This window comes from Vibrio sp. OY15 (assembly GCF_000742455.1).
GTDB classification, from domain to species: domain Bacteria; phylum Pseudomonadota; class Gammaproteobacteria; order Enterobacterales; family Vibrionaceae; genus Vibrio; species Vibrio alginolyticus.
Genome location: NZ_JPIL01000004.1, coordinates 148,852 through 174,053 on the forward strand (window position 1 = coordinate 148,852; position 25,202 = coordinate 174,053).

The following is a 25,202-nucleotide window of genomic DNA, read 5'->3' on the forward strand; positions in this document are numbered from 1 at the left end:
ATTAGCCTGCGGCCACGGAATAAATAAGTGGCCGCTATATTTACTAATGAAATAAACGGTAAGACATGACACATGACAAGTAACAAAAAACTCTTGACTGGATCGGCGCTAGCACTTGGTGCAGTACTCGCCATGTTTCTAATTAATTCAAATAACAAGAATGCCCAGACCGAACCTGTTGCAAGCCTTGATGAGCAAATCAAGACAGAAGACGCTGCGACAATAAGTGTAACGCCTCCTGAGAGCGATGCTGCTCAAGAGGTTGTTACCGCTCCAACACCACTAAGTCGCAATGATGATACTTCCGACGTCATTCCAGCTACACCTTGGATATCTGCCCCATTAAATGAACTGAGCAATGAACTGTACGATTTTATTGAAGCTGAACAGGTAAGTTACATCAGTACGAACGACTATCCATTCGACGAGAAAAAGCAAAAACAATTGCGAACATTAGCTAAGCAAGGGGTTCCTATCTTGTTTGACAATACGGAGTCATCCTATTTGGATAGCTACGGTGTCAGCGAAACCAAAGTCGTATCAGAGTATTTTGGTACGGCGTCTGAAGGTGATGTCATCATCGCTACCGGAGTACAGAATGCAGATGGCAGCATTCATTATCTAGTTTTGCCTTTGAAGAGCAAAGATCTCAACGATAACAGTAAATTGATTGAGGACACTAAGCTCGCAATCACTCTACTTAAAGAAAAAAAGCATGACTTGATAAAAGAGAGACAAAACGAACATCGCGAATAAAAGTAAAGGGAGATAGCCTCTGTATCGCTATTTCCCTTAAAACTCAGTTCTCAATTAAGAAAAGCTCATTTCTCCCTACTTACCGGCACCCTATCCGAAATCACCTTGCCGTCTTTGATGGTGATGATGCGTTTAGTGCGCTCTGCCAGAGCGTTATCGTGCGTCACGATGATCAGCGTTCTACCTTCGGCGTGGAGTTGGTTGAACAAGGCTTCAATCTCTGCGCCGGATTTTGAATCCAATGCACCCGTTGGTTCATCTGCTAAGATGATTTGCGGATCGTTGACCAAGGCTCTTGCAATCGCGACCCTCTGTTTTTGACCACCAGAAAGCTGGTTTGGTTTATGGTCTAAACGATCCCCTAGCCCGACTTGCTCTAGCAATTTAGCTGCGCGCTGGCGACGTTCTTTGGCTTTGATACCAGAGTAAACCAACGGCAGTGCCACGTTATCAAGCGCCGTCGCGTATTCCAATAAGTTAAAGCTTTGGAAGACAAATCCGATCTTTTGGTTACGAATGCCAGCCAGCTCATTCGCACTTAAACTTGCGACGTTTTGGCCGCCAAGTTGGTACTTGCCATCGGTGGGCTTATCTAAACAGCCGAGCATGTTCATCAACGTTGATTTGCCTGAACCGGACGGGCCAAGAATCGAAAGAAACTCGCCTTGATTAATGGTTAAGTCAACGCCGTCTAGCGCGCGAACTTCCGCCTCCCCGCTTGAGTAGTATTTACAGATGTTGGTCAGCTCAACAAGCGGCTTGTTCGACATGTTCTTTCCAGAGTTATTGTTGTTATTCACTTTGTAGCGCCTCCAACGGGCTGACTTTTGCGGCTCGGTTTGCAGGTAACCATGCAGATGCCACACCAATGATCACTAAGGTGAGGATGACAATCGCGACAACGACCCACGACAACTCAGGGACAGGTTTACCCAGTTGTTCATAAAAAGCATTGCCCTCTAAAGGAATGGAACTGATGGCAGACACCAGCGCGTACGTCACGGCTAACCCAAACGCCCCCCCCATCATCATTGTCAATAAAGACTGTACTAAATAGTGCATGCGAATAGCCGTTGGGGTTGCACCGACTGCCATGCGCACACCGATATCACGCGTAGATCGCTTTACGGTGGCATACATCACATTGGCGATGCCAACACCAGCAACAGCTAACGTCACGAAGCCGATAATGCCAAGGAAACTCTGCAAACCTATCAGAAACTGCTGCATACTCTTTTGCTTAAGGAACATATCATCGACTTGGACGATCTGTTCATCACTGACACTTGCCCCGTGTTTACGGGCAATCACTTGCCTGATCGTCTTTGCTAAGGCTTCTCGGTCTACATCGGCTTGTGGTTGCACATTGATGCCACCAATTTCACCGTTGACATGAAATCGCTTCCACGTCGCTAACGGCACAAAGCTGGAATAGTTGATAAGATCCCCCAGTTCTATTTGGGCGCTGTTTTTCTCCAATACGCCCACAACGGTGAACTGCTCATTGCCGATTTTTACCTTTTTCCCCACAGGGTTGACTTGCAATGTGACTGTCGCAAACCAACTAAAGTCCTCATTCGGGTTGAATAAGTCGGCTGCCAGTTCATAACCCAGTACAACGACTTTGCGCGTCTCTTTTTGATCGAGTGGATTTAACCATCGCCCCCCCGCCATCGGCACCAAATTGGTCATGGATTGAAACTCGCTCGTGACCGCTAACGGCTCTTGCCACGAGTTTCTATCACCAACGGTGATGCGCTCTTTCCACTTCGCAGTTGGCGCAACACTTTTTACATCGGGTAACGCTCGAACGACCTCTGAATCGTCCATTTTTAATGTCAGAAATTTACCTTGGTGAAAAGCACCGTGGTCGACGGTGGCCATCCCTCCGGTCAAATAAATCAAGTTGCCGTTACCATTTTGTGCGGTTTTCAATACGCCCTGACGAATGCCCTCACCTACCGCCAACATAGCAGCGATACAGAGGGTCGCCCACGCTACAGCCAGAATGGTCAAACCCAATCTCAGCTTTTCTGCAGCCATTTCTTGGAAAATTTGTCTCATCGGTAACAACATGACTAGGCCCTCGCACTCAAAGCAATGACTGGCGTGAGACGCGATGCTCGCCTTGCTGGGAAATACGACGCCATCAATGCCAAGATAAGCGTCACAAGTAAAGACCAAGCAATGGAATCTGGCGTGATCACAGGTAAACCAATCCATTCCGGTAATGCCATGCTGCTTAGGACAGATACCACTGCATACGAAAACATCAGACCTAATGCCGTGCCCACGGCTACCAATATAAGCCCTTCAAGAATAAACTGACTGAGTATGGATTTTTGAGTCGCCCCGATCGCCAAACGCACACCGATTTCACGCGTGCGCTCCGTGACGGATAAAAACATGATGTTGGCAACACCAAGCGCACCGACCGCCATGGTCATCGCGCCGCTCGCTCCGAGAAAAATCTGAATGCCACGCAAAATTCCACTGATGACCGCCGCACCTTCACTAAAATCGGGTAGTTCGACCGCATCTTTATCACTTGGGTCAAAATGAAACTGCTTGGCGAAAAAGTTCACGATATTTTGTCGAAATGACGATGCATCCATCCCTTCTCTCGGCTTCATCAATACCATCCAAGGTTTCGCATCCCACAAATCGCGGTACGTTGTTTGAGGAATGAAAACCGTGCGGCTATCGCCGAATGAAATGCCAGTGTCCTCACCAACGGTTATCCCAATCACCAAAAACGGAATGCCGTTGACTTTGAGCCTATCCCCGATTTGGATTCCGCCCATTTGCGCAATTTGATCGCCTAACACTGCCACGCGAGTGTGGTTGTCCATATCACTTGGTGACAGGTTTCTCGAACCGGATTGCAGCTTGCGTTGCATTAAAGGAAAGTAAGACGTATCAATACCGCTGACCGTACTCGATAAATTCTGTCCTTTGAGATTGGTGATATTCGCATCCCATTTGGCGTAAACGCTCGACGCCTGTTGCACGAAGCCCGACTGTTTGATCATGTCGACTTTTTCTTGTGGAATATCAATTTGTCGTCTTGAAGGTAACCCTTGCCACGGTTTACTGGTACTCGACGGAAACACCACTTGCACATTGTTGATCATAAATGAAAACGACTGGGTCTGATGGCGATAAAAGCCTTCGCCAAGTGCGATTAACACCACCACAGAGATCACGCCCCAAGCAATCGCGATAATGGCTAGCACGCTCTTCATGCGGTGTGCCATCAACGTTTGCCAAGTTTGCTGCAACAGGCTGCTCATGAATGAAAAGCCCGAGAGATCAACGCCATGGTATCGTCATCGAGTTTCCCTGCGGTTTGCAGTAAGCCGATTCTCTTACGCCAATAGCTGTACAAGTTGGTTTGCAGACTGTTTTTCGCCTCAAACAAGCTGTTGTGTGCACTGATAACTTCCGACACTTCAAGCAGGCCAGCGTCGTAAAGTTTCTCTTTGCTTTGCAACACTCTGGCGCGCGACTCAACTAGCTCGTTCGCTATCAAAACTTGATTCCAGTTGATATCGACCTGCGTAAACTGCTGAATAACTCGTTTCTGAATATCAATTTCCACTCTACGCATATCTTGCTTGGCGCTTAAAATGTTCAACGATGCTTCGTCCACTTTCGCTCGCACTGCACCATTGAGGTCAATCGGCAAACTCAAACTAATCCCAGCGTTAAACTCGCCGTTTGAACGATTGTCACCATCGCTGTAGCCCACACTGCCTTTGACGGTTGGGTAGTATCCACCTTTAGCTGAATCTTTCGCGAACTCGCTCGCTTTCACCATCTGCGCCGCCACCAACAGCTCTGGACTGCTGTCTTTAGCCAGCTTTAGCCATTGCTCCTGAGAGTCCACCAGCATCGGCGGCTGAATCAAAGAATCCGTTCGAATTTGGTCGACACTCTCCGGCATTTGATTGATTAACGCCGCAAGCTCTGCTTTTTTCACTTCGAGATCGGCTTTTGCATTGAGGATACTTGCTTGCTCAGAGACTTGATTCGCTCTCATCTCTTCGACATCAACCGACTTCACTTTGCCTGCTCGATAGCGTTTCTCGATGATGTTGAGAAGTTCTTTCCCCTCCTCCAGCTTGGACTGCGCCAATTTGAGGTCGCCCTGTGCGCTTGCCACATCTAGGTAAGCGGTGAGCAACTTCTGCGCAAGCTCGTTATGTGATTGAGATAGCTCTAACTGTGCTTTGAGATAATTGGCATTCGCTTGATCCAGTTCCGACCACAAACTGCTATCCCAAATAGTTTGAGATAAGGTAGCGCCGTAACTGTTCGAATGGCTTGAGGACTCATTCCAATCCGCTGACGCACTGGCACTTAAACCCGGCAATAACGCACTGCGGCTACTCTGTACGCCAACCTCGCCAAGCTGGACGCCGATTTTCGCTTTTTCGTAATTAGGATCGTTCTGCTTTGCTTGTTGCCAAGCTTGTTCAATAGAAATTGCGTAGGTCGGCAAACTGAGTGTGGCAGCCAACAATGCAAAGGCGATTGTTGATCGTTGCAGCTTAACCATGCGCCGCTCCCATCATACTGTTGTCGATAACCTCTTCATCAAGCTCCACGCCGTCAAGCACTTCGACATTGATGCCATCTGACAGACCGAGTTTCACAGGTTGTTTATGAAACCCTTGTTCTGAGCTATCGGGGATCAGAACATTCGGTGCGTCACCATCAAATTGCAGAGCGCGCTCCGGTAGAGTGAGCACGTTTTCAGACTTCTTCAGAATGATTTGAGCCGTCGATGAAAAACCAGAACGAAGCAACACATCTTGTGGGATCTTGAGTTCTCCCACTTCAACCTCAAAACCGTTATCAAAACTTTTTGCCGAAGCGTTGCCTTCTGGTGAGTTAAGGTTCTCAGATTGAATCGCCACTTTGGTTAGCACACCAGAAATCGCCATATCAGGATAAGGCGCAACCGTCAACATAACGGGCATTCCCGGAGACAACTGCGCAGCATCATGCTCACTGACGCTACCTTTAAAAATCAGACTGTTCATGTCGGCCAATGACATCATTTCAGTCGCGGCTTGGCTTGATTGAGTCGAGATGATCGGTTCTCCGACCTCTACTTTCTGGTTGAGTACTGTGCCATCAATTGGCGCGTAGATCGTCGACGTTAAACGCGCATCGCCGATAGACGCCTCACCACTGCGGATGAGTTCGAGATTCTGGCGCTTTTGCAATACGTCCGCTTGCGCAGATTTGACTGCCGAGCGCGCACTTACGTATTCGTCGTAGTTACTTGGAATAATGTCCTGCTTGACCAAGCTTTCTAAGTTGGACAGTTTTTGTTTGGCGGATTCCAGATCGGCTTCACTACGCATGAGTTCTGCCGATGCATCCGTTAATGCTTGGGGGGTTGGGTTTGGACGCACTTTGATCAGCGGCTGGCCTTGCTTCACCTTTTCACCAACTTTCGCGTAAATTTCACCGACGATACCGTCGATTTGTGACTTGATAGACACGGAGTGTGCAGGGACAATTTTACCAACAGCCACCGCTTGTTTTTCAATCGTGCCTTTTTCCACAATCAATGTAGGCAGCAATTCTGGTTGAGCGGCAGATTGGAGATAGAAATACGTACCACCGCCGAGCAGCGCAATGCTCACAGCGGAGACAAGCCAACGTTTCGTCATTATTTATTCCAACAATTATTGGGTAGTCTAATGACTACTCCTAAAACACAAAGTTGAAGGAATAATATCCTGCTTTAATAGCGGTATGGTTGTCACAGTTGGTATGGTTTTGTCAGTCGCCTCTGACAATCAAAGACTAAAAAATCTCGACGAATCATTCAGCAAAGACGCTGTCTACGATGGCGACTAACATGCTCTGTAACCGCTCGTTTCAACCGCCACCCTTTTCATTCTGAACAATGTGCAAAATGGCGCTGTTCTGTATCCAAGTGAGCAGCTGTTTCTTGAGCGTTTAATATGTTCTCTTGATTAGCCCCAAACTCAGCCCCCGTTCCAGGCCAATAATATGTATCTTTATCACGACATAGTGTGAGAATGACAGGATCATTGTGTATATTGGGCTCATCTCCTAGCTCGCCATACATACTGAAAGTAATCTCAGACCCAACGTCTCCACGAAGTTTCTGAATCACTTCTGCTTGAACTTTAAAGAGAACATCTTCCTCGCGTTCAGCAAACTTTTCAAAACCTGTAATTTTCACCACTGCAGAATAGGGCGTTTGAAATATCGCATCTTTGAGTACCTCATTCTGAGAGTACACTCCCTGTGAAGCACAAGCTGATAAGCTCACACAGCCTAGCAAACTTATAAATTTATTCATGTTTAACTTTCCGTTCCTGCTAAGGCAGAGCCTTTTGTATATACAGGTAAAGTACCTTTTGTTTCATCGTAGTTACTCGGTACTACGAACTTGTCCCAGACATCAATAGAGTACTTTGCTATATTGACTTGGTTGCTTTGGTTTCCTCCTAACATGTACAAATGCCTACCATCAGGGCTCTTTCCCACGACAAAAGCAACATGCCCACCACCTTTTCTCGATTTAATCCCTAGAGCTCCATGTATAGGTTCTGAGATGTTTTTACCAAAACCCTTCCACTCCTTTGCTCGATAAGCTTCTTTTACTGGAGTGATTCCGTGTTGTTTAAAAACCCAAGCGGCAAACGAACCACACCAAGCATTTTGACCTCCAGAGTCATCAGTGCCCCAGAACTTAGATGCTGTAAAATACTCTAAAATCCTTGGATTGGCCTTAGTGCCTGAAACTTCTTTTTGTCCAATTTCTCCCAACGCTGTTTTCATCCAAGGCACTTTGGTTACTAGTTTTTGAGCATCATGAGGATCATTTTTCACTGAACTATAGGATGGTAATCCATTGAGCTTACGATGAGTTCTACCATTTACATCGATCCGACCATCTGGCTTTACCATATAAAGTAGCTTACGCTGACACACTTTTATTGCCTCTACTGTTTTCGACAAATGAGGACTCCGCCCTAACGAGCCATCAACAACCAACAGTCGGGTAAAACCTATTCTCTTTTGGTTATCATTTAAAAATTGTTGAACTGCTTTAACATCATTTTTCGAATTAGTGCCATTTATACCAACAGAGCCACGGATTTTTAATCCCATTCTCGTTACCTTTATAACTAATCATATAATTAAGAAAGTACGCTTTAGCGTGACAACAATAAAGATAAAATGTTGTTTTATACGATTAGCCATACGAGGGAATTAGGTGTTGAAAATATAGATTACAAATAAACTCAGCTCATATCACTAAAAACACCTATTTATCACCTTTTGGTCACACTTCAAAGCAGGACAGCCAAGATGTTTTAAACCATGCGTATTAATAGACGAAAAAATGTTTATAAATGAACACTTAAATTAACATAGTAAAACTATCAATTACTATTTTAAATTTAAATAACACTTCCTTTTTAAAGACACTCTATAATTAAATTTATCAAACTTTAATTTTTATTAAATTGAGCTTTAATTTATTAATCTGACTATTTAACTAATTTCATTTCAGTTAATTGTACTTTTTGGCATGTTAGCGGGTGATGGCGGCGCCAATAACACCGACCCATTTTCAGAAGGAATAACGGACGATAACCAATGGATTGTGGAAGGACCACACATGATGATTATTACCCTAGACCAAGTGTTGCTCGACTATCTACCCATCGGTTCAAGTTATGATGGCCCATACGTGATGTGGAATGGTATGCCATACGCACACATTATTATTCCCGTTAGAGCAAGAAAATAAAAAGAAAAAATCCGATACTCAATATTTTGAATATCGGATTTTTATTACGTTATCGAGCTAACCAAATTCTCGCTAATATTCCTATCGGAGTAGTAACGCCAGTTGTGACGGAGGAAATTTCACCATTTCTTAAAACATAAATGGTTGGGGTCACGCTAATTTTCCATTCACGCATAATATCGCTTGAAGGATCGTTTATGTTTTCGAAACGATATTCTTTTGCCCTCATAAACTGCGCCACACGCTCATTCGGTCCCGACGATCCAGAAACGCCAACTACGGTGTAGTCATCACTCAGCCAACTCACGCTTGGGCTTACAAATTTACAAGCGGGACACCAAGTAGCCCAAAAATAAACAACGACAGGTTGTTCATAACTTTGCGCGATTGCATCGAAGTATTCACCATCGCTCAATACGGAGCTCAATGGTGGAGCCTCCTGTTTAGGAATATCTTTGGTGCGATACCAATCCATCGCGATAGAAATCGCGGTGACAATGAGCACCATCTGTACGATTTGAACGAGCCAATATCGGAATGTTCTACGCTGCTTTGTCGAACTCATTGAATGGTTCCCCCACTCGCTTGTTTCACCGCGCTTAAAACAACATCATCAGTCAGAATAACAGGTAACGGGATACCTTGTGGCGCCGCCGGGCCATAGACGATGTTAAACGGCACACCGTAACGCCCATGAGCTCGTAAAAAGTCCGTTACCGAGCCGTCCGGATGTGTCCAATCCCCTTTTAACGTCGCCACATTAGGGCTTTGCAGCAATGAGTAGACAGGATCTTGCCAGATCACGCCGATCTTGTTCGCTTTACACGTGACACACCAATCCGCAGTGACATCCACAAACACCACTCGCCCATTATTGACGTGCTGTTCTATCGCCGAGTTAGAAAGCTTCTGCCACGCTAAGTCCTCAGGAAGCGGTGTCGCCCATTGGTCGGCAGTGATACTACCAAGTAGCAGCCCGCCAGCAATTAAGATAAGCGATGCAGAGCCGGATAGCACGAGTGCTTTATCGCCATGAACGCGTTTAACGCGAATCATCAGAACAATAAACGCGACTAAACCGGCGAAAATGACCCAAAACACTGGGAGGTGATTGGCCATCAAAGACAGTAGCCAAACGCTGGTGGCCAACATCATCACACCAAATACGTTTTTGACCACGTTCATCCACTGACCCGGCTTCGGCAATTTAAGCGCAATACTTGGGAAAATTGCCACCATAATCCAAGGCAACGCCATCCCCAACGCTAAGGCGGTGAAAATAGCAAACAGCGTAACCACATCGGCACCCAAAGCAAACGCCACGGCCGTTCCTAGGAAAGGCGCAGAACACGGCGTAGCAAGCAAGGTTGCAAACATCCCTTGCACATAGTGTCCAGCTAACGAGTTGTCACCTTTCGAGGCCAGCCATGTATTGGTACCCGATGATAGACGGACTTCAAACAGCCCCAGCATATTGGCCCCAAACAAAGTGGTGACCAACACCATCAAACCTAAGAACCAGGGGCTTTGAAATTGCACGCCCCAACCAATGGCATTACCTGTTAGCTTGAGCACCAAAATAAAACCAGCGAGAATCCAGAACGACGTTAATATACCAAGTGACGAGGCAACAAACTGAGCGCGAATTTGACGACGCTCGATACCTTGAGCGGCAACAATACTACTTAGCTTCATCCCCAAAACCGGAAGAACGCAAGGCATAATGTTAAGAATTAAACCGCCGAGCAACGCGAATAGAAAAACACTCGTTAGAGACGTGCTCGGCAGCGGTTCAGCTATTGCCTCAGCAGTTGCTTGAGTGGTTTCTTCTGCTAGTAAATTGGTGTCTTTGATGGTCACAAACAGCGACTGACCATCTAACTCCACATCGCCCAGCCAAGTATCAACGATATAGCTCGCGGTGACGATGTTTCCTTCTGGATGCATTCCTTCAAGCTTGAAGCTATAGTCTCGCGTTGCTTCATCGACACCATCCACCAGCACTTGTGGTTGTTGCCAACCCTGACTGTTCTGTAGCTTGATTTGTAGTTTCGATTGGTTCGCATCCCAACTCGCCTGAGTAACATCAATAAACGGCGATGGCTGCGGCACGTTACTCACTGCTTGAGCGTAACTGAACATCACGTCTTCATCGACTTTTAGATCAGAAGGCAAGAACGTCAATTGAATTTGATAGTCGGTCAGCACACAAATCGTCGTACAAGAAGAAAGTGTCAGTACCGCATCAATCGTGACAGGTTTGGACATGTCTTCGACGTGCAGCGTCATGGGGAACAAAGTGTCGCCTTTATACCCAAGAGTCTCGATACCTAATAGTTCGAATTTTTGTGGGTGCGGCCATTGCCAATCCACTTTGGATAAATTTTGTGAATTTTGCCAATCAATAGATGGTGCTACGCCGCCCTCACCAGGTGAACGCCAGTAAGTTTTCCAGTCCCCAGCCAACTTGACGTCCAGATAACCAGTAATTGTTTTGGCTTGCGGATCTTGTTGACCAGTGAGCACAAAGCGCGTTTGCACTGGAGGATGTTGTGGGTTGGTTAGCCAACCTGTATCAGTAGTTTGAGCTGAAATACTCAGAGAGAGCAAACTCAAAGCAAGCGTCATAAAAAACATGGACGCAAACTGAGTCAGTTTAGTAATTTGATTCATAGTGATTCCTAGTTAAAAGACAAAGGTGCTAAATAACTGACGCTAGTGGTCAGAAAGCACGCTTTTATTCTCGGAACACACAGAAAGTCAGATGGACTCGATACTTACGGCCTATCGGTTCCGTCCAATGTTGCGCACCAATATAGGCACTGCACAACCAAATTGCCGAAGCAAAAAGACCCACAAACAGAACAACAATAAATACATCGAGTTGATGTTGAGAAAACTGAATTAACTTTTCAGACAATTCGCACTTGCTGGTTTCTTTAGTATCAATCGACTTGACGCTCGAACGCTCATCAGTAAGTGAAACCGCGGGCGATTCCGTCTCATATTTCATAGAGCATGACGAGGCAAAACCTGAATTTTGCATCAGACACACAACGACCACCCAGCCAATAATCGCCAGTAGCCATTTTGCCCGCTTATGTGGCGTGTGATGTCGTTTAGTCAACAAACTCATAAGAATTCAGATAAAGTAAGAACGAAGAAGATAATACGCGAGTCGTCATAAAGCTCAAGTTGTATCCTCTAAATAGCCTTAAGAGGCTTCACTCGGTAAGCTTTAATCTAGCTTGCCATAAATATATGCCAACTCTGCGACGGTTTTTGCCGAGAACTTCTTCAATAGATTAGCTCGGTGTACTTCAACCGTTCGCATTGCTATGCAAAGTTCGTCAGCAATACGAATGTTGCGCTTTCCTTCAATGATCAAACGTAAAATGTCTTTTTCTCTAGGTGTGAGCGATTCATAAGCCGATTTAGCTGCTGCCATATCGAGGTTTGTGGCAGACTGCGCCTGTCCCTGTAAAATGGCTCGTGCCAGTTCATCGCCTTTGACTGGCTTTTGGAAGAAATTGACCGCCCCAGCTTGCAATGCATCGACCGCCATCGGGACATCACCATGCCCTGTCAGATAAATAACGGCTAACGGGCTGTTGGCTTTATTTAAAACTTGGTGCACTTGCTGACCACGAAGGTTGGGCATTCGGCTATCAAGGATCACGCATCCGGCCTGATGAATGTTCACTTTATCGAGAAAAGATTGCCCATCAGCAAAAGTCGTCACCTTGAACTCATGCTCTTCCAGCATAAAAGCGAGCGAGTCACGCACCGATTCATCATCATCGACTACAAAAACAGGTAGCTGCTTTTCACCGCTGCTCATTGAATGCTCCTATGCCTAGTTCAGATTAGTTTTGATATGGAAACACAAGCTCAACCAAACAACCATGTGGTGCTGTCGAGCTGATGACAAACTCGCCACCATGCATTTCCATCACATCGCGACAAATGGCTAACCCTAGCCCAAGCCCTTCTTCTTTGCTACTCACAAACGCTTGAGTCGGATTCTCTTGCTGCAACCCTGTACCATTGTCTAACACTCGAATAGAGAGTTGATTGATTTGGTAATCGCAATGCAGGGCAATTTTACCTTGATAGCCTGATGAGTGATATTTCTCTTGGAACAAAGTACACGCATCAATCGCGTTGCTGATCACATTAACTAAAACCTGTTGTACGCCAACTGCATCGACAAGTAACGGACGAATGTTCCCTTCTGTACTAGCCACAATAGAAATGTTTTGCTTCTGCATTCTAAAATGGAGCAACTCAATCGTGTCATCAATGAGTACTTGAAGATCGCACGACGTTTTGTCGACACTGCGCTTGCGAATCAACGTTCTTAATCGCTGAATAATTGCATCGGCTCTTTCAACTTGGCCCTGTATTTTCTCAAGTACAGGGACAATATCTTCATGTGGGCGTTTTTTGGCCAAGCGAAGTAAACCGCCTTCACTATAATTGCGAATGGCTGCCAATGGCTGATTGAGTTCATGAGCAAGACTAGTGCCGATTTCTCCGACAATCGCGACCCTTTGTGAATGTTCTAACTGTTCACTTTTCTCTTTTAATCGTAACGATGTCTGCTCCAACGCTTGCTTACTCTTGCTAAATCGATACTCAAGCCAAAAGTGGTACGCGTTCAACACAATCACAAACATGAACAGCGCCCATGCCCATTCTTGATGACTACGCAGCCAGCGTAGAGCCTCACTCCACCAAGGTTGTTGCAACGGATGGAGATCCAACGCCTGATACAGTTTGTCGATACTCAGCAAGCTGACGGGGGACGTCCAACCTGACGCGCCTGCCGCAATAACCGCAGGGTGTTCAGGTGGCATCGCTAACAATACTTGCGCAATCTGTTTGGCAATCTGAGATGAGCCGCGCTCTGTTTTGGCAAATGACCAGTTCGGATAAAGCGGTGTGGAAACAGCGCATAACGAACGCTCGTTCGGCTGTTGATTTAAAACTCGGTAATTACTCGGTTGTAAAAGCCCTTCACTTAGCATCTGTTCCAATAAACAAGCAGGGACAACGGCCGCTTCCACATTGCCATCACGTAGTTGATACAGGTTGGCATCAATAGGAAAACCAAGATAGCGGACATCAGAAAAGAAATCGTTTGGATTAAGACCCATTTTGACTATTTGATAGCGCATCGTGAGATAACCACCAAAGGCTTTTTCTGATACCGCTGCAACGGGACGTCCTGAGACATCTTGCACCGTTTGATAACTTGAATTGGCTCGAACCACAAGCGCCGAACCAATGCCGTAATTCGAGTTTTGTGGTGCTCTGCTGGTTAGCGTTGCCATCCACGACAGCGCGTATTGCCTGCCCAATCGCACTGCCTGACCTGGGTTGGTTAAGATGAAATCTATCTTCTGAAACTTCACCGTTTCGCCCATTTCATCCAAGTTAAGGGGATGAAGGACAAAATGCACATCGGAAATTTGCTGATTGAGCCAATCAATGGTCGGTTGCCATCTCTGCTCAGCATAAAGATGACCACGTATCGCTAACACGCCCACTTCGACTTTTTGCTTGGCCTGTGGCTGCTCTGCTTTTTGCTCTTGCATTCCTTGCAGATCTGCTTGTTCAGAAACTGCGCCCTGAGCCAAAGATGCAAAGGCAACTAAGCAAAGAATCCAAAGCTGAAGCCACAGTGCTTTTTTCATGATGAGTCGAATCGTTCCGTCAAGAGAGTACGACAAGAATAACAGCTACCTTCCCTAAACCACATTTGTTTTAGATCAAGTTTGATCTGGGTATGTGGAAATCCACAATATAAGCCTCGCGGCGCATTTCTCACAATGGAATCAGTCAATTCAAATACAACAAAAAAGCAGGTGAGTTATGGATTCCACCAAACGTCGCTTTCTCAGCGCGGTCACAGCCGGAGCCGCGTTAATTCCAGCCGCAGGCATTGGCACGGCAACTGCGGGAAACATTATTCGAAATAACCAGTCCGCTGACCGAAAAGGACAAGTCGGGAAGCGTTATGCCATGGTGATAGATTTGCGTAAATGTGTCGGATGCCAGGCTTGCACTGTGGGTTGCAGCATCGAGAACCAAGTGCCTATCGGTCAATTCCGAACCACCGTAAAGCAATACGAAGTTACGTTAGATGATGGCTCTACAGCCACGCGAGAAGCAAAAGCCTTTATGCTACCGCGCCTTTGTAACCACTGCGACAACCCACCTTGCGTGGCAGTGTGTCCGGTTCAAGCAACCTTTCAGCGCGAAGATGGCATTGTCATGGTGGATAACAGTCGCTGCGTAGCGTGTGCGTATTGTGTACAAGCTTGCCCTTACGATGCTCGCTTTATCAATGAAGACACCCTCACCGCAGATAAATGTACCTTCTGTGCTCACCGTCTAGAACAAGGTCTATTGCCTGCCTGCGTGGAAACCTGTGTTGGCGGAGCACGTGTAATTGGTGATTTGAATGATCCATCAAGTGAAGTTCGCCGCTTAATTGCGAAGCACCAAGACGATATCAAAGTGCTAAAGCCCAATGAAGAGACCAAGCCGCATGTGTTTTACATCGGCATGGATGAACGCTTCACCAGCCACATCGACGGGCAGCCAGCTATTTACGACCCACAAGGAGAGCGCGCATGAACATCACCGAAGTGTTAGTCCAACCTCAAGCAATGGCTTGGCTCCCGTGGGCGGTGCAGTACTTCTTTTACATCGGTTCTGCTTACGCTGCCGCTATTTTGTTCCTAATCGCACTGTTATTTGAGCAACACACCAGTCATCGGTTACGCGCCGCGCTGGTGCTAACGATGGCCATCGGCGCTATCGTAGGCCCGTTGGCGTTAACTGGCGACCTTCACCAGCCGGGACGAGCTTGGCATTTTTACGCGCACATCACGCCGTGGTCATGGATGTCTCTAGGCTCGCTGTTCCTGCCTGTTTTCTCAGGTTTAGCGGTAGTGACTGCATGGCTGTATCTCCGCGAGGATCTGATCAACTTACGTAATCAGCCAGGGAAAGTACTGCCTCTAATTTCAAAGCTGTCACTGGATGACTGGGCGCTCTCTCGTAGAGTCATGCTTATGGTATCTGTTATCACGGTGCTATCAGGCATCACCATTGCAGTCTACACAGGCGCTGAAATTGCAGTCGTTAAATCGCGCTCTTTATGGCACCAACCCGCGTCGCCGGTTCTTTGGTTTGTCACTGCATTTATGAGCGCGGTCGGATTTTCTCTGTTGATTTGGCTCTTGCTGCCTAGTCAGTCAAAGACACTGACATCTGGCGATACTAATTTACTTAAAAAATCAGTGGTTACCAGCGGTGTATTAACGCTGATACTGCTACCGATTTGGGCATCCAACAATTCCGCATTTTCGCTCTATTCTAGCGAACAGTGGATGCACAACATTGCCCTGCTCACTTTTGTCGTTTTAGGTTGTGTTTTGCTCGCTTTCATCTTCTTGCGCGATACCCAAAAGTCCGCATCAGCCAGATTTCGTCACGTCATAGGGCTCAGTTTTGTGTCTGCTGCCGCACTGGCAAGTGCATGGCTGATTCGCTGGTTTACCATCATGGAAGTGCAAATCATCGCCAAGTTCGATGCAGGGCTGTATCCATACCAACTCACTATGGATGGAAATGGCTGGATAGGCATTATCGGCATGCTCGGATTATGGCTTGCACTGGCACTGCTCGGTTCGGAGCTGGTTCAGCCAAAACAAAAGATCGAAGTAAAAGCCTCATCACTCACCTTAACTGAACGCTAATCAAAGGGGATTTCATCATGGATAACAAACGCCGTCAGTTTTTGAAATCAGGCATTGCAGTGAGTGGGCTTGGCGTATTCGCTGCGGGTTACGCCACCACCACCAAACACATGGTCGAGGGTGCGCTCGAAGGCACTGCGGGAGAAAAAACGCGTGATATTCACCACGGTAACTCGCTTGAACCAGAGTACACGGTCAACAGCAAAGGCAACCTAATCCCGAATCCAAATCAGCGCGTTGCGCCATCAATGTGTTTTGGTTGTTGGTCACTGTGCGGATTGCGTGTACGCATTGATAACCGCAGCGACGAGATTTTGCGTATTACTGGCAACCCATATCACCCACTCTCTCATCAGCAACACATTCCGTTCGAAACGCCAGTCAAAGATGCTTATTTAAGTTTGACAGGAGAAGCGGGCCTTGACGGTCGTTCAACAGCATGCGCACGTGGCAATGGGATGCTAGAAATTCGCAACAGCCCGTACCGCATTACTCAGCCACTGAAACGAGTTGGCAAACGCGGCGAAGGAAAATGGATTCCGATCAGCTACGAGCAATTGATAAAAGAAGTCGTTGAAGGTGGTGATTTATTTGGTGAAGGCCATGTTGATGGCTTACGCGATATTCGCGATTTAACAACGCCCGTTGATCCTGAAAACCCAGAATATGGACCGAAAGCCAACCAATTGTTAATGACCAACGCAGGTAACGAAGGCCGAGACGACATATTCAAACGCTTCGCGTTCAACAGCTATGGTACGCGTAACTTTGGGCATCATGGCTCTTACTGCGGCTATGCATTTCGTGCTGGCAGCGGCGCATTTATGAACGATTTAGATAAGAACGCACACTTAAAGCCAGACTTTGATAATGCGGAATACATCATCTTCATCGGTATGTCGCCAGCTCAAGCGGGTAACCCTTTTAAGCGTCAGGCGCGCCAACTCGCCAATGTGCGAACAGAAGGCAGCTTGGAATACACCATCATCACACCAAGTTTGCCGGCGGGTTCATCGAGCTTGGCAGCAGGTGACAATAACCGCTGGATACCAATCAAACCGGGCACCGACTCTGCCCTCGTGCTTGGCATGATCCAATGGATCATCGAAAACCAACGCTACAACAAAACCTTCTTGGCGCAGCCGGGGGCAAACGCGATGAAACGAGCAGGCACCGCGCACTGGTGTAATGCTACACATCTCGTGATAAGCGATGAGCAGCACCCGAGAAACGGCACGTTTTTACGCGCATCGGATATGAATCTGCCATTCGAGGGCGAAGCGTTGTCTGATTCCGACCCGTACGTCATCGTGGATGATCAAAGCGGCGAATTTGGTGTGCATACCCAGACAGGAGAAGCGGCACTGTTTGTCGATAAAACGGTTTCGCTTGCATCAGGCGAAGTGCGCGTAAAATCGTCTCTACAAAGGCTCAAAGAAGAGGCGTTCAAATACAGTCTTGCGTTCTACAGCCAACAATGTGAAATCCCTGTCGAACAAATTGTTGAACTAGCAAAGCGCTTTACCAGTCACGGAACAAAAGCGGTGGTCGATACCCACGGTGGCAACATGCACACCAATGGGTTCTATAACTCGTTTACCATCATGATGCTCAATGCGTTGATTGGTAATATCAACATGAAAGGCGGCGCGATGGCGAAAGCGGGTGGCTACCCAACTTCCGCTGCGGGTCCTCGTTACGACTTCACCAAATTTGCTGACAAAGTCGGCCCGAAAGGCGTCTTTTTGTCGCGCAGTAAATTCCCATACCACAAAACCAGCGAATACAAACGTCGCGTTGAGGCAGGAAAATCCCCTTATCCAACTCGCGCCCCTTGGTATCCGTTTGCCGCGCCACTGCTGACAGAACACCTATCTGCGGCTATTGATGGTTATCCATATCGCGTTAAAGCGTGGATCAACCACATGGCGAACCCGATGTATGGTGTACCCGGTTTGAAAACACTGCTGGAAGACAAGCTTAAAGATCCAAAGCAGATCGGTTTGATTGTGTCTGTTGATGCATTCATTAACGAAACCACCGCGTTGTCGGATTACATTGTGCCGGACACCGTTACTTACGAAAGCTGGGGCATGGCAACGCCTTGGCACGACGTTCCGGTGAAAACCGTCACCGCTCGTTGGCCGATAGTGGAAGCGAGAACAGAGAAAACCGCCGACGGTCGCTCGATTTGTTTAGAGAACTTCCTGATTGATGTTGCTAAGAAAATGCAGCTGGGCGGTTTTGGTGACAATGCAATTCAAGATGCACAAGGCAACTGGCACGCTCTCCATCACGCCGAAGATTTCTATTTGCGAGCTGCGGCAAACTTGGCTTATGTGAAAGGCGGCGTGCCTGAAGTTTCGGCAGAAGACATTGCATGGTCAGGCTTAGAGCGTTTAATGCCAGCGATGCAAAGAACGCTAACAGCGGATGAGATGAAACGAGTGGCGTTTATTTTTGCTCGCGGCGGACGCTTTGAAAATGCAACCGAAGCGTATCAAGGTGAGCAAATGAAGCACAAATGGACACGACCTGTCGCGATATGGAATGAACGTGTCGGCAACGCAAGAAACACCATGACCGGTGATTTCTACACGGGTTGCCCAACATGGCATCCACAAAAACTGGCCGATGGCACACCAATGGAAGACCAGTTCCCAAGCTCAGAATGGCCTTTCAGCCTGACGAACTTTAAATCCAACATTCACAGTGCGGTATCCAATCTATCGCCAAGGTTGAACTCGATTAAAGGCGTAAACCCAGTGTACATCCATCCAATCGATGCCGAGCGCGCAGGCATTAAAACGGGTGATGAGTTTGTTATCGAGACACCATCTGCAAGCACCAAAGCACTTGCGATGATAGTCAGCGGGATTCGCCCTGGCACACTCGGATTTGAACATGGGTTTGGTCATACCGAGCTAGGACAACGCTCGCACTGGATCGGCGATAAACAGCAACCAGTAAAAACTCGCAGCCAAGATGGCGTCAACATTAACGACATCGGATTAATTGACCCAACCCGAGAAGGGAAAGGCGTGTTGTTAGATTGGGTGGTAGGAGCCGCGGCTCGTCAATCATTACCAGCCAAAATCCGCAAAGCGTAACGCCGCACGTTAAGACGTCTCTACCACTTAGAGCTGCCGATTTGTGCAGCTCTTCACCACTTTGTTTTTATCGCTTATAGAACAACCAATAAAAACAAATACGGCCATTTACACTTATTAAATATGTGGAAATCCACAATACCTTTCATTATTGACAAGGCCGACAATATCGTCCAAGTGACTACCAAGTAGCACTTAGACATATTAATAAAAATTAAAGTGAGTCAGCATGTCAAAAATTCTTCCAGTGGTGGTGGCCTGTTTGTTAGCAACCACTATGGGCGCAAGCGCCTCTTCTATTCCGGAAAAAGCCAGCGTATGTAGCGGTTGTCACGGCCAAGATGGCATGGGACAGCCAAATATCGCGCCGATGATCGCTGGTTTAAACGCGAACTATCTCAACACTCAAATCGAACTATTCCTTAGTGGCGAACGCCAAAATGTGGTCATGCAAGGCATGGCGAAGGAACTCAACGATCCCGCAGACCGTAAGGAAGTTATGGAGTACTTTGCTAACCTCCCGAGCTACGAGTTCACGAATCCAGAACAACGCGGCGACCAAGCTGATATTCGTAACCCGTATCGTAAATTAATTTTCCAAGGCGATTGGGATAGAAATATTCCAGCTTGCGCAACTTGTCATGGAGCCAGCGGTATGGGCGTCGACAAGTTCCCTCGCCTCGCAAGCCAACATGCTGATTACTTAAAAACGCAATTGATGGCATGGAAAAACGGCACTCGCAGTGGCGACCCGCTCAATATGATGGGGACCATCGCAAAAAATCTCACTGACAAAGAGATCGAAAATCTTGCTTACTACTTTGCCTCATTACGTTACTAGGAGCAGTCATGAAACGTTTCTATTCTTTGTTCGCACTGCCTTTCATTTCTACGCTCGTACTAGCTAACGCTCCATTACCGGACCGCCAGAAAGAGCTACCTGCGATAGAAAAAGAAAAGCACGGTGAATACTTAAAACCGCGTGATCTCAGCACAATCCCAAACACCGCATTTGGTGAGCAAGTAAAACGCGGTTACTCGCTCTTTGTTAACTCACAACAAATGCGCGGAAAATACGTTGGCAACGAACAAAACTGTGTGAACTGCCATATGGAGGCAGGACGAAAAGCAAACGCTGCGCCACTGTGGGCAGCTTACATGGCATACCCGGCATATCGTAAGAAAAACGATCGCGTAAACAGCTATGCTGACCGTATCCAAGGTTGTTTCGAGTATTCCATGAACGGTAAAGCGCCCGCTTACGATTCGACAGAAATTGTTGCCCTTAGTGCTTACGCCTACTGGTTAGCGATGGGCGGCTTGCTTGACAAACATGGTATGGCGGATGAACCCATTCCAGAACTAGACGCAAAAACGTTGCAAATTGGTGGAAAAGCAAAAGACTTCCCGTTGCCCGAAGCCATCGCACAAGCATTACCAATTGAAAAGCGGGGTAATCTCTCTGGGCGTGGCTACCCAAAAATCGCCGCCCCTGAGCAAGAACCATCAATAGAGCGAGGCGCATTGGTCTACGAAAAGAACTGTGAAACTTGCCATCGCGCCGACGGTTCAGGCATCAAAGACACCAACGACCATTCATACATTCCACCACTTTGGGGCGAATATGCGTATAACTGGGGCGCAGGTATGCACCGGATTAACACAGCGGCCTATTTTATTTACGAAAACATGCCGCTTGGGAAAAGTGTGCAGCTGACAGAGCAAGAAGCTTGGGATGTCGCAGCATACGTCAACAGCCATGAGCGTCCACAAGATCCTCGATTCAAAGGCAATGTCACCGCAAACGCGGAGAAATATCACCAGCACCAAGGCTATTACGGCAAAACGCTCAACGGTACGCAAGTCGGCTCCAATGCCTTTAAGAGCGGAACGGTCAAGTAAAGTACAACTAAGTACCTTAAATAAAATGCTCTTTTTCCCTGCTCTGATTATCTGGGCAGGGTTACTTACCCTTAAAAACAAGTAATTACCCCCCTCCACAGACAAGCAATATCACATTATTTTCGACTTCCAACATACTCATCTTCGCCGTAAAATCTTGTACCAAACGCGACTTCGTTTATGTCTTAGATCTCCCATATCCTCTAATGCCAAAAGTAAGAAACTCGTAAACTCCTGAATCAAAACAAGCGTGCCTAGTGAAAAAAGAGTATTCTTAAAGCAAATGAATCTAAAACCTACCCGATGAGTATTCAACCTAATTCCCGTCAGTTAATTTCATGCGAAGAGTGCGGCCTTGTTGTTCGCATTCCCGATATCGAACAGGGGCAAAAAGCACAATGTCCTCGATGTTCGCATTCGCTGACTAAAGTGAATGCCAAGCCTTACCAAAGCGTGATCGCCATATCATCGGCATGTTTGATCATGTTAGTGCTAAGCATTTCTTTCCCTTTTATGTCGTTCAGCGTGCAAGGGTTGTCGCAAGAAATCACCTTGTTGCACGCTGCCAAAATGCTGGCTGAGTTTCAAAATGTGCTTTTGGGTGTGCTGCTACTCGCAACAGTTATCGTTTTGCCTGCAATCTATGTTGGTCTCATTCTCTTTCTTCACCTTGAAGCATTAAAAGCACGTAAACATACCCCCTCTAAAAAGCAGCAACGAATGGCAAAAGTTTTATGCCGTCTTCTGTTTCGAGTCGAACCTTGGTTAATGGTGGATGTATTTTTGATTGGCGTGTTGGTCAGCTTAATTAAAATCGCTTCCCTCGCAGACATAGGAATGGGCACTTCATTCTGGGCGTTTTGTGTATATACCGTTCTGGTAGTCAAATGCATATCAATGGTCGACAAAAGCTGGCTCTGGGGGCACTTTATTCCAGCTATCGAGCTACCTGATGTAAAAGAGGGTGATACGCACCATAACCACAACCATATTGGTTGTCATACGTGCCACCAGCTCAACCCTATTGAAGCTAAAAAACACCAACACTGCATTCGTTGTAAAAGCCCTATTCACAAATACAACCCCGCAGACAATTTACAAAAAGCTTGGGCGCTTTTGTTTGCTTCAATCATTTTCTATATCCCTGCGAACCTCTACCCTATGATGTACACCGTAAGCCTTGGACATGCAGAAGGTTCGACTATCATGGAGGGGGTAATATTGCTTTGGCATTTAGGTTCTTACCCTATTGCGATGGTAATTTTCTTTGCTAGCGTATTTATTCCAATGGCGAAAATGCTGGCACTCGCGTGGCTGTATTACAATGCGCAAAAAGCGCGATATCTTCCGCACGAAGAGAGTATTTCACGCTTAAAGATCTACCGCATAACTGAGTTTATTGGCCGTTGGTCCATGATCGATATCTTCGTCGTCGCGATCTTAGTTGCACTGGTTCAGCTGCAAAACTTAATGGCGATTTATCCAGGTCCTGCTGCGCTCTCTTTCGCGGCAGTGGTCATTTTTACTATGCTTTCTGCAATGATATTTGACTCACGTTTGTTGTGGCAATTGCCACAAAACGAAGTGCAGGAGCCGATTTCTGACAACTTAAACGAGAAAGCCAAATATGAGTGATGAGAACAACGTAACCGCTCAAATAAAACCGCAAAAGCAGATTTCTGCGATATGGATTGTCCCGATCCTTGCGCTAGCCATGGGAGCGTGGATGCTGTTCCAATATATCAACAGTACAGGCCCACAAATTACTCTCCAACTGCCAACCGCAGATGGGATTGAGGTTGGCAAAACCGAAATCCGAGCATTGAATGTAAAAGTCGGACTGATTACTGAAGTCACTCTCAGTGAAAATTACGATCACATCATCGCTAAGGCACAAATGAACAAGGATGCAGAACGCATGCTGCGAGATGACACCATGTTTTGGGTTGTGAAGCCTCGTATTGGCCGTGATGGCGTTTCAGGTTTAGAGACCTTGCTCTCTGGCGCTTATATCCAACTTCAGCCGGGTAAATCTAAGATAGAGAAAGAGCGCTTTACGGTCTTAGATGTTCCCCCAGTCGCCTCTCCTGATGCAGAGGGGTTACGCCTTGTGTTAACACACCGCGAGGCTGGTAAGCTAGGCGTTGGTGACCCCGTCATTTATAAAGGCTTTACGGTTGGTCGTGTAGAGAAAACCAGCTTTGATGTTGACACTCGCAAAGCGTTATACCAACTCTTTATTTTCAAGCCTTATGACAGCTTAGTGCGCACTCGTACCAAGTTCTGGCTGAATTCTGGCGTAGATTTACAGCTCAACGCTGAAGGGTTCGAAGTCAAGTTTGGCTCATTAGAGAGCATGCTAACGGGTGGTGTTACCTTCGATACCGTTCCAGGTCTTGAATCCGGTGAACAGCTCACTGAAAATATGGTCAACTTCCGCTTGTACGATGATATTAAACAACTTCGAGAAGGCATGTACGATGATTATATTGAATTCGTTATGCTTTTTGATGAATCGGTACGAGGACTTAAACGTAAGGCACCTGTCGAATATCGAGGCTTGAGAATTGGTACTGTGATGCGTGTACCAATGCGACTTCCAACCCCAGAAGAGAACTTTTCTGCGAAAAAAATCCCTGTATTGGTACGTATCGAGCTCGGCCGTGTTTATGGCGATTTCCAATCCCAATCTTTACCAATGTTAAAAGATAAATTGAAGAGTGAGTTTGCTAAAGGCCTACGTGGTACTTTAAAAACAGGTAACTTATTAACAGGCGCACTGTATGTTGACGCCGACTTCTATCCAAATGACGAGCCTTACGTACCGAGTAAGTTTGCTGATTTAGATGTTTTCCCAACCATGCGTGGTGGTTTTGCGCAGGTTCAGCGCCAAGTGAACGACTTCCTAAATAAGATTAATAACTTACCGATGGAAGAAACGCTAGATTCTCTCAATTCAACGTTAAAAACGTCCGAAAAAACGTTAGCTTCAGCAGAACGCGTGGCGGACAGTATTGATAAACTTTTGAATCAAAAAGAAACGCAAGAGATCCCAACAGATATTCGCCAAAGCTTACAGCAATTACAAAAAACACTCGATGGTTATGGGCCCAACTCAACCATGTACAGCGAAATGGAAGCCACGCTAAAAGAATTAGAAAGCGTGATGACAGAGTTTAAACCCGTACTTAAACAGCTAAACGAAAAGCCAAACTCTCTTGTGTTTGGAGAAGATGAAATCAGTGACCCAATACCAGTTAAAGGCCAAAACTAATGAAACGAGTATTCTTTCTGTCTATCGCGCTATTTGTCGGTCTAACGGGTTGCAGTAGCGCTCCGCAAACTAAAGGAGCTATGTACCTTCTACCTAAGGCGGAACCAGTGACGCTGAGCTCTTCTGATATCGCTCAGCGCCCAACTTTAGTTGTTAGTCCAGTGACATTGGCGAGTTATTTGAATGATAATGGCATTGTTTATCGAACCTCTGAGACCCAAGTTATTCAGGCGAAACACAATCAATGGGCGCACAGTATTTCTGAGCAAATCACTCAGAGAGTTGTCGCGGAACTACGTCAAAAGCAAAGTCATTACTGGCCGACTGAAATGAACAATCTGTTGGATCAAAGCGGTGAAGCCAAACTACAGCTTACGTTAAATAAATTTAATGGCAGCTACAAAGGTAATATCGAAATTGAGGGAGAATGGTTGCTCATTAATGCCGAAGGTAAGGTCGAAAACAGTGCGCCAATACAAATCTCACAGCCGCTTCAAGATGAGGGCTATGAAGCGCTCGTCAACGCTTTATCCATAGGCTTAGAAAGCCTAACCTCAGACATTGCCAAACAACTCTAA

At 46.6% G+C, this 25,202-nt stretch carries 22 protein-coding genes; 10 read left to right on the forward strand and 12 right to left on the reverse strand.

Annotation, left to right across the window (positions count from 1 at the left end):
• Positions 1–72 precede the first annotated feature (72 nt).
• Positions 73–756, forward strand: a complete 684-nt coding sequence (locus IJ23_RS05885; protein ID WP_033905706.1) for a hypothetical protein — start codon at positions 73–75, stop codon at positions 754–756.
• Positions 757–821: 65 nt separating this feature from the next.
• Here the strand turns inward: IJ23_RS05885 and IJ23_RS05890 are convergent, their stop codons facing one another.
• The 7 genes from IJ23_RS05890 to IJ23_RS05920 form a co-directional block, all read right to left on the reverse strand.
• Positions 822–1,526, reverse strand: coding sequence for an ABC transporter ATP-binding protein (locus IJ23_RS05890; protein WP_025767247.1), 705 nt, complete (start codon positions 1,524–1,526; stop codon positions 822–824).
• Positions 1,527–1,548: 22 nt separating this feature from the next.
• A complete protein-coding gene (locus tag IJ23_RS05895; protein WP_033905708.1) occupies positions 1,549–2,832 on the reverse strand; it encodes an ABC transporter permease in 1,284 nt (427 codons plus the stop codon).
• 2 nt (positions 2,833–2,834) lie between these two features.
• On the reverse strand, positions 2,835–4,049 hold the full coding sequence (locus tag IJ23_RS05900) for an ABC transporter permease (protein WP_033905710.1): 1,215 nt from the start codon (positions 4,047–4,049) through the stop codon (positions 2,835–2,837).
• On the reverse strand, positions 4,046–5,317 hold the full coding sequence (locus IJ23_RS05905) for a TolC family protein (RefSeq protein WP_017448389.1): 1,272 nt from the start codon (positions 5,315–5,317) through the stop codon (positions 4,046–4,048). Before IJ23_RS05905 ends, IJ23_RS05900 begins: the two co-directional genes overlap by 4 nt.
• Positions 5,310–6,443: an efflux RND transporter periplasmic adaptor subunit gene (locus IJ23_RS05910; RefSeq protein WP_025579324.1), complete on the reverse strand. Its 1,134-nt coding sequence runs from the start codon at positions 6,441–6,443 to the stop codon at positions 5,310–5,312. Before IJ23_RS05910 ends, IJ23_RS05905 begins: the two co-directional genes overlap by 8 nt.
• A 227-nt stretch (positions 6,444–6,670) precedes the next feature.
• Complete coding sequence (locus tag IJ23_RS05915; RefSeq protein WP_033905713.1) at positions 6,671–7,105, reverse strand: hypothetical protein; 435 nt, start codon at positions 7,103–7,105, stop codon at positions 6,671–6,673.
• 2 nt (positions 7,106–7,107) lie between these two features.
• Complete coding sequence (locus tag IJ23_RS05920) at positions 7,108–7,920, reverse strand: TIGR02594 family protein (protein ID WP_017821644.1); 813 nt, start codon at positions 7,918–7,920, stop codon at positions 7,108–7,110.
• Between the two features lie 514 nt (positions 7,921–8,434).
• On the opposite strand from IJ23_RS05920, the gene IJ23_RS25700 reads away from it, so the two are divergent.
• The gene (locus IJ23_RS25700) at positions 8,435–8,566 is read left to right on the forward strand and encodes a hypothetical protein (protein ID WP_258480658.1); all 132 of its coding nucleotides are present in this window, start codon (positions 8,435–8,437) and stop codon (positions 8,564–8,566) included.
• A gap of 49 nt (positions 8,567–8,615) precedes the next feature.
• On the opposite strand, the gene IJ23_RS05930 is transcribed toward IJ23_RS25700, so the two are convergent.
• The 5 genes from IJ23_RS05930 to IJ23_RS05950 form a co-directional block, all read right to left on the reverse strand.
• Positions 8,616–9,131, reverse strand: a complete 516-nt coding sequence (locus tag IJ23_RS05930; RefSeq protein WP_033905715.1) for a protein disulfide oxidoreductase — start codon at positions 9,129–9,131, stop codon at positions 8,616–8,618.
• A complete protein-coding gene (locus tag IJ23_RS05935; protein ID WP_033905716.1) occupies positions 9,128–11,239 on the reverse strand; it encodes a protein-disulfide reductase DsbD family protein in 2,112 nt (703 codons plus the stop codon). The genes IJ23_RS05930 and IJ23_RS05935 overlap by 4 nt, the downstream gene beginning before the upstream one ends.
• A gap of 64 nt (positions 11,240–11,303) precedes the next feature.
• Positions 11,304–11,702: a hypothetical protein gene (locus IJ23_RS05940; protein WP_033905718.1), complete on the reverse strand. Its 399-nt coding sequence runs from the start codon at positions 11,700–11,702 to the stop codon at positions 11,304–11,306.
• Positions 11,703–11,804: 102 nt separating this feature from the next.
• Positions 11,805–12,407, reverse strand: coding sequence for a response regulator transcription factor (locus IJ23_RS05945; protein ID WP_033905719.1), 603 nt, complete (start codon positions 12,405–12,407; stop codon positions 11,805–11,807).
• Between the two features lie 25 nt (positions 12,408–12,432).
• Positions 12,433–14,265, reverse strand: coding sequence for a sensor histidine kinase (locus tag IJ23_RS05950; RefSeq protein WP_033905721.1), 1,833 nt, complete (start codon positions 14,263–14,265; stop codon positions 12,433–12,435).
• 178 nt (positions 14,266–14,443) lie between these two features.
• On the opposite strand from IJ23_RS05950, the gene dsrO reads away from it, so the two are divergent.
• From dsrO to IJ23_RS05990, 8 genes are all read left to right on the forward strand, one after another.
• On the forward strand, positions 14,444–15,211 hold the full coding sequence (dsrO, locus tag IJ23_RS05955; RefSeq protein WP_033905722.1) for a sulfate reduction electron transfer complex DsrMKJOP subunit DsrO: 768 nt from the start codon (positions 14,444–14,446) through the stop codon (positions 15,209–15,211).
• Positions 15,208–16,338: an NrfD/PsrC family molybdoenzyme membrane anchor subunit gene (nrfD, locus tag IJ23_RS05960; RefSeq protein WP_033905724.1), complete on the forward strand. Its 1,131-nt coding sequence runs from the start codon at positions 15,208–15,210 to the stop codon at positions 16,336–16,338. Before dsrO ends, nrfD begins: the two co-directional genes overlap by 4 nt.
• A 17-nt stretch (positions 16,339–16,355) precedes the next feature.
• Positions 16,356–19,448 (forward strand): tetrathionate reductase subunit A, encoded by a 3,093-nt coding sequence (locus tag IJ23_RS05965; protein ID WP_033905725.1) that lies wholly within the window; start codon positions 16,356–16,358, stop codon positions 19,446–19,448.
• A 277-nt stretch (positions 19,449–19,725) separates the two neighbouring features.
• Positions 19,726–20,289: a c-type cytochrome gene (locus IJ23_RS05970; protein WP_373920870.1), complete on the forward strand. Its 564-nt coding sequence runs from the start codon at positions 19,726–19,728 to the stop codon at positions 20,287–20,289.
• A gap of 8 nt (positions 20,290–20,297) precedes the next feature.
• Entirely contained in the window at positions 20,298–21,350 is a 1,053-nt protein-coding gene (locus IJ23_RS05975; protein WP_005376684.1) for a c-type cytochrome, read from the forward strand.
• A gap of 303 nt (positions 21,351–21,653) precedes the next feature.
• A complete protein-coding gene (locus tag IJ23_RS05980; RefSeq protein ID WP_005376683.1) occupies positions 21,654–22,985 on the forward strand; it encodes a paraquat-inducible protein A in 1,332 nt (443 codons plus the stop codon).
• Positions 22,978–24,624, forward strand: a complete 1,647-nt coding sequence (gene pqiB / locus IJ23_RS05985) for an intermembrane transport protein PqiB (RefSeq protein WP_005376682.1) — start codon at positions 22,978–22,980, stop codon at positions 24,622–24,624. Before IJ23_RS05980 ends, pqiB begins: the two co-directional genes overlap by 8 nt.
• Entirely contained in the window at positions 24,624–25,202 is a 579-nt protein-coding gene (locus tag IJ23_RS05990; protein ID WP_033905727.1) for a PqiC family protein, read from the forward strand. Before pqiB ends, IJ23_RS05990 begins: the two co-directional genes overlap by 1 nt.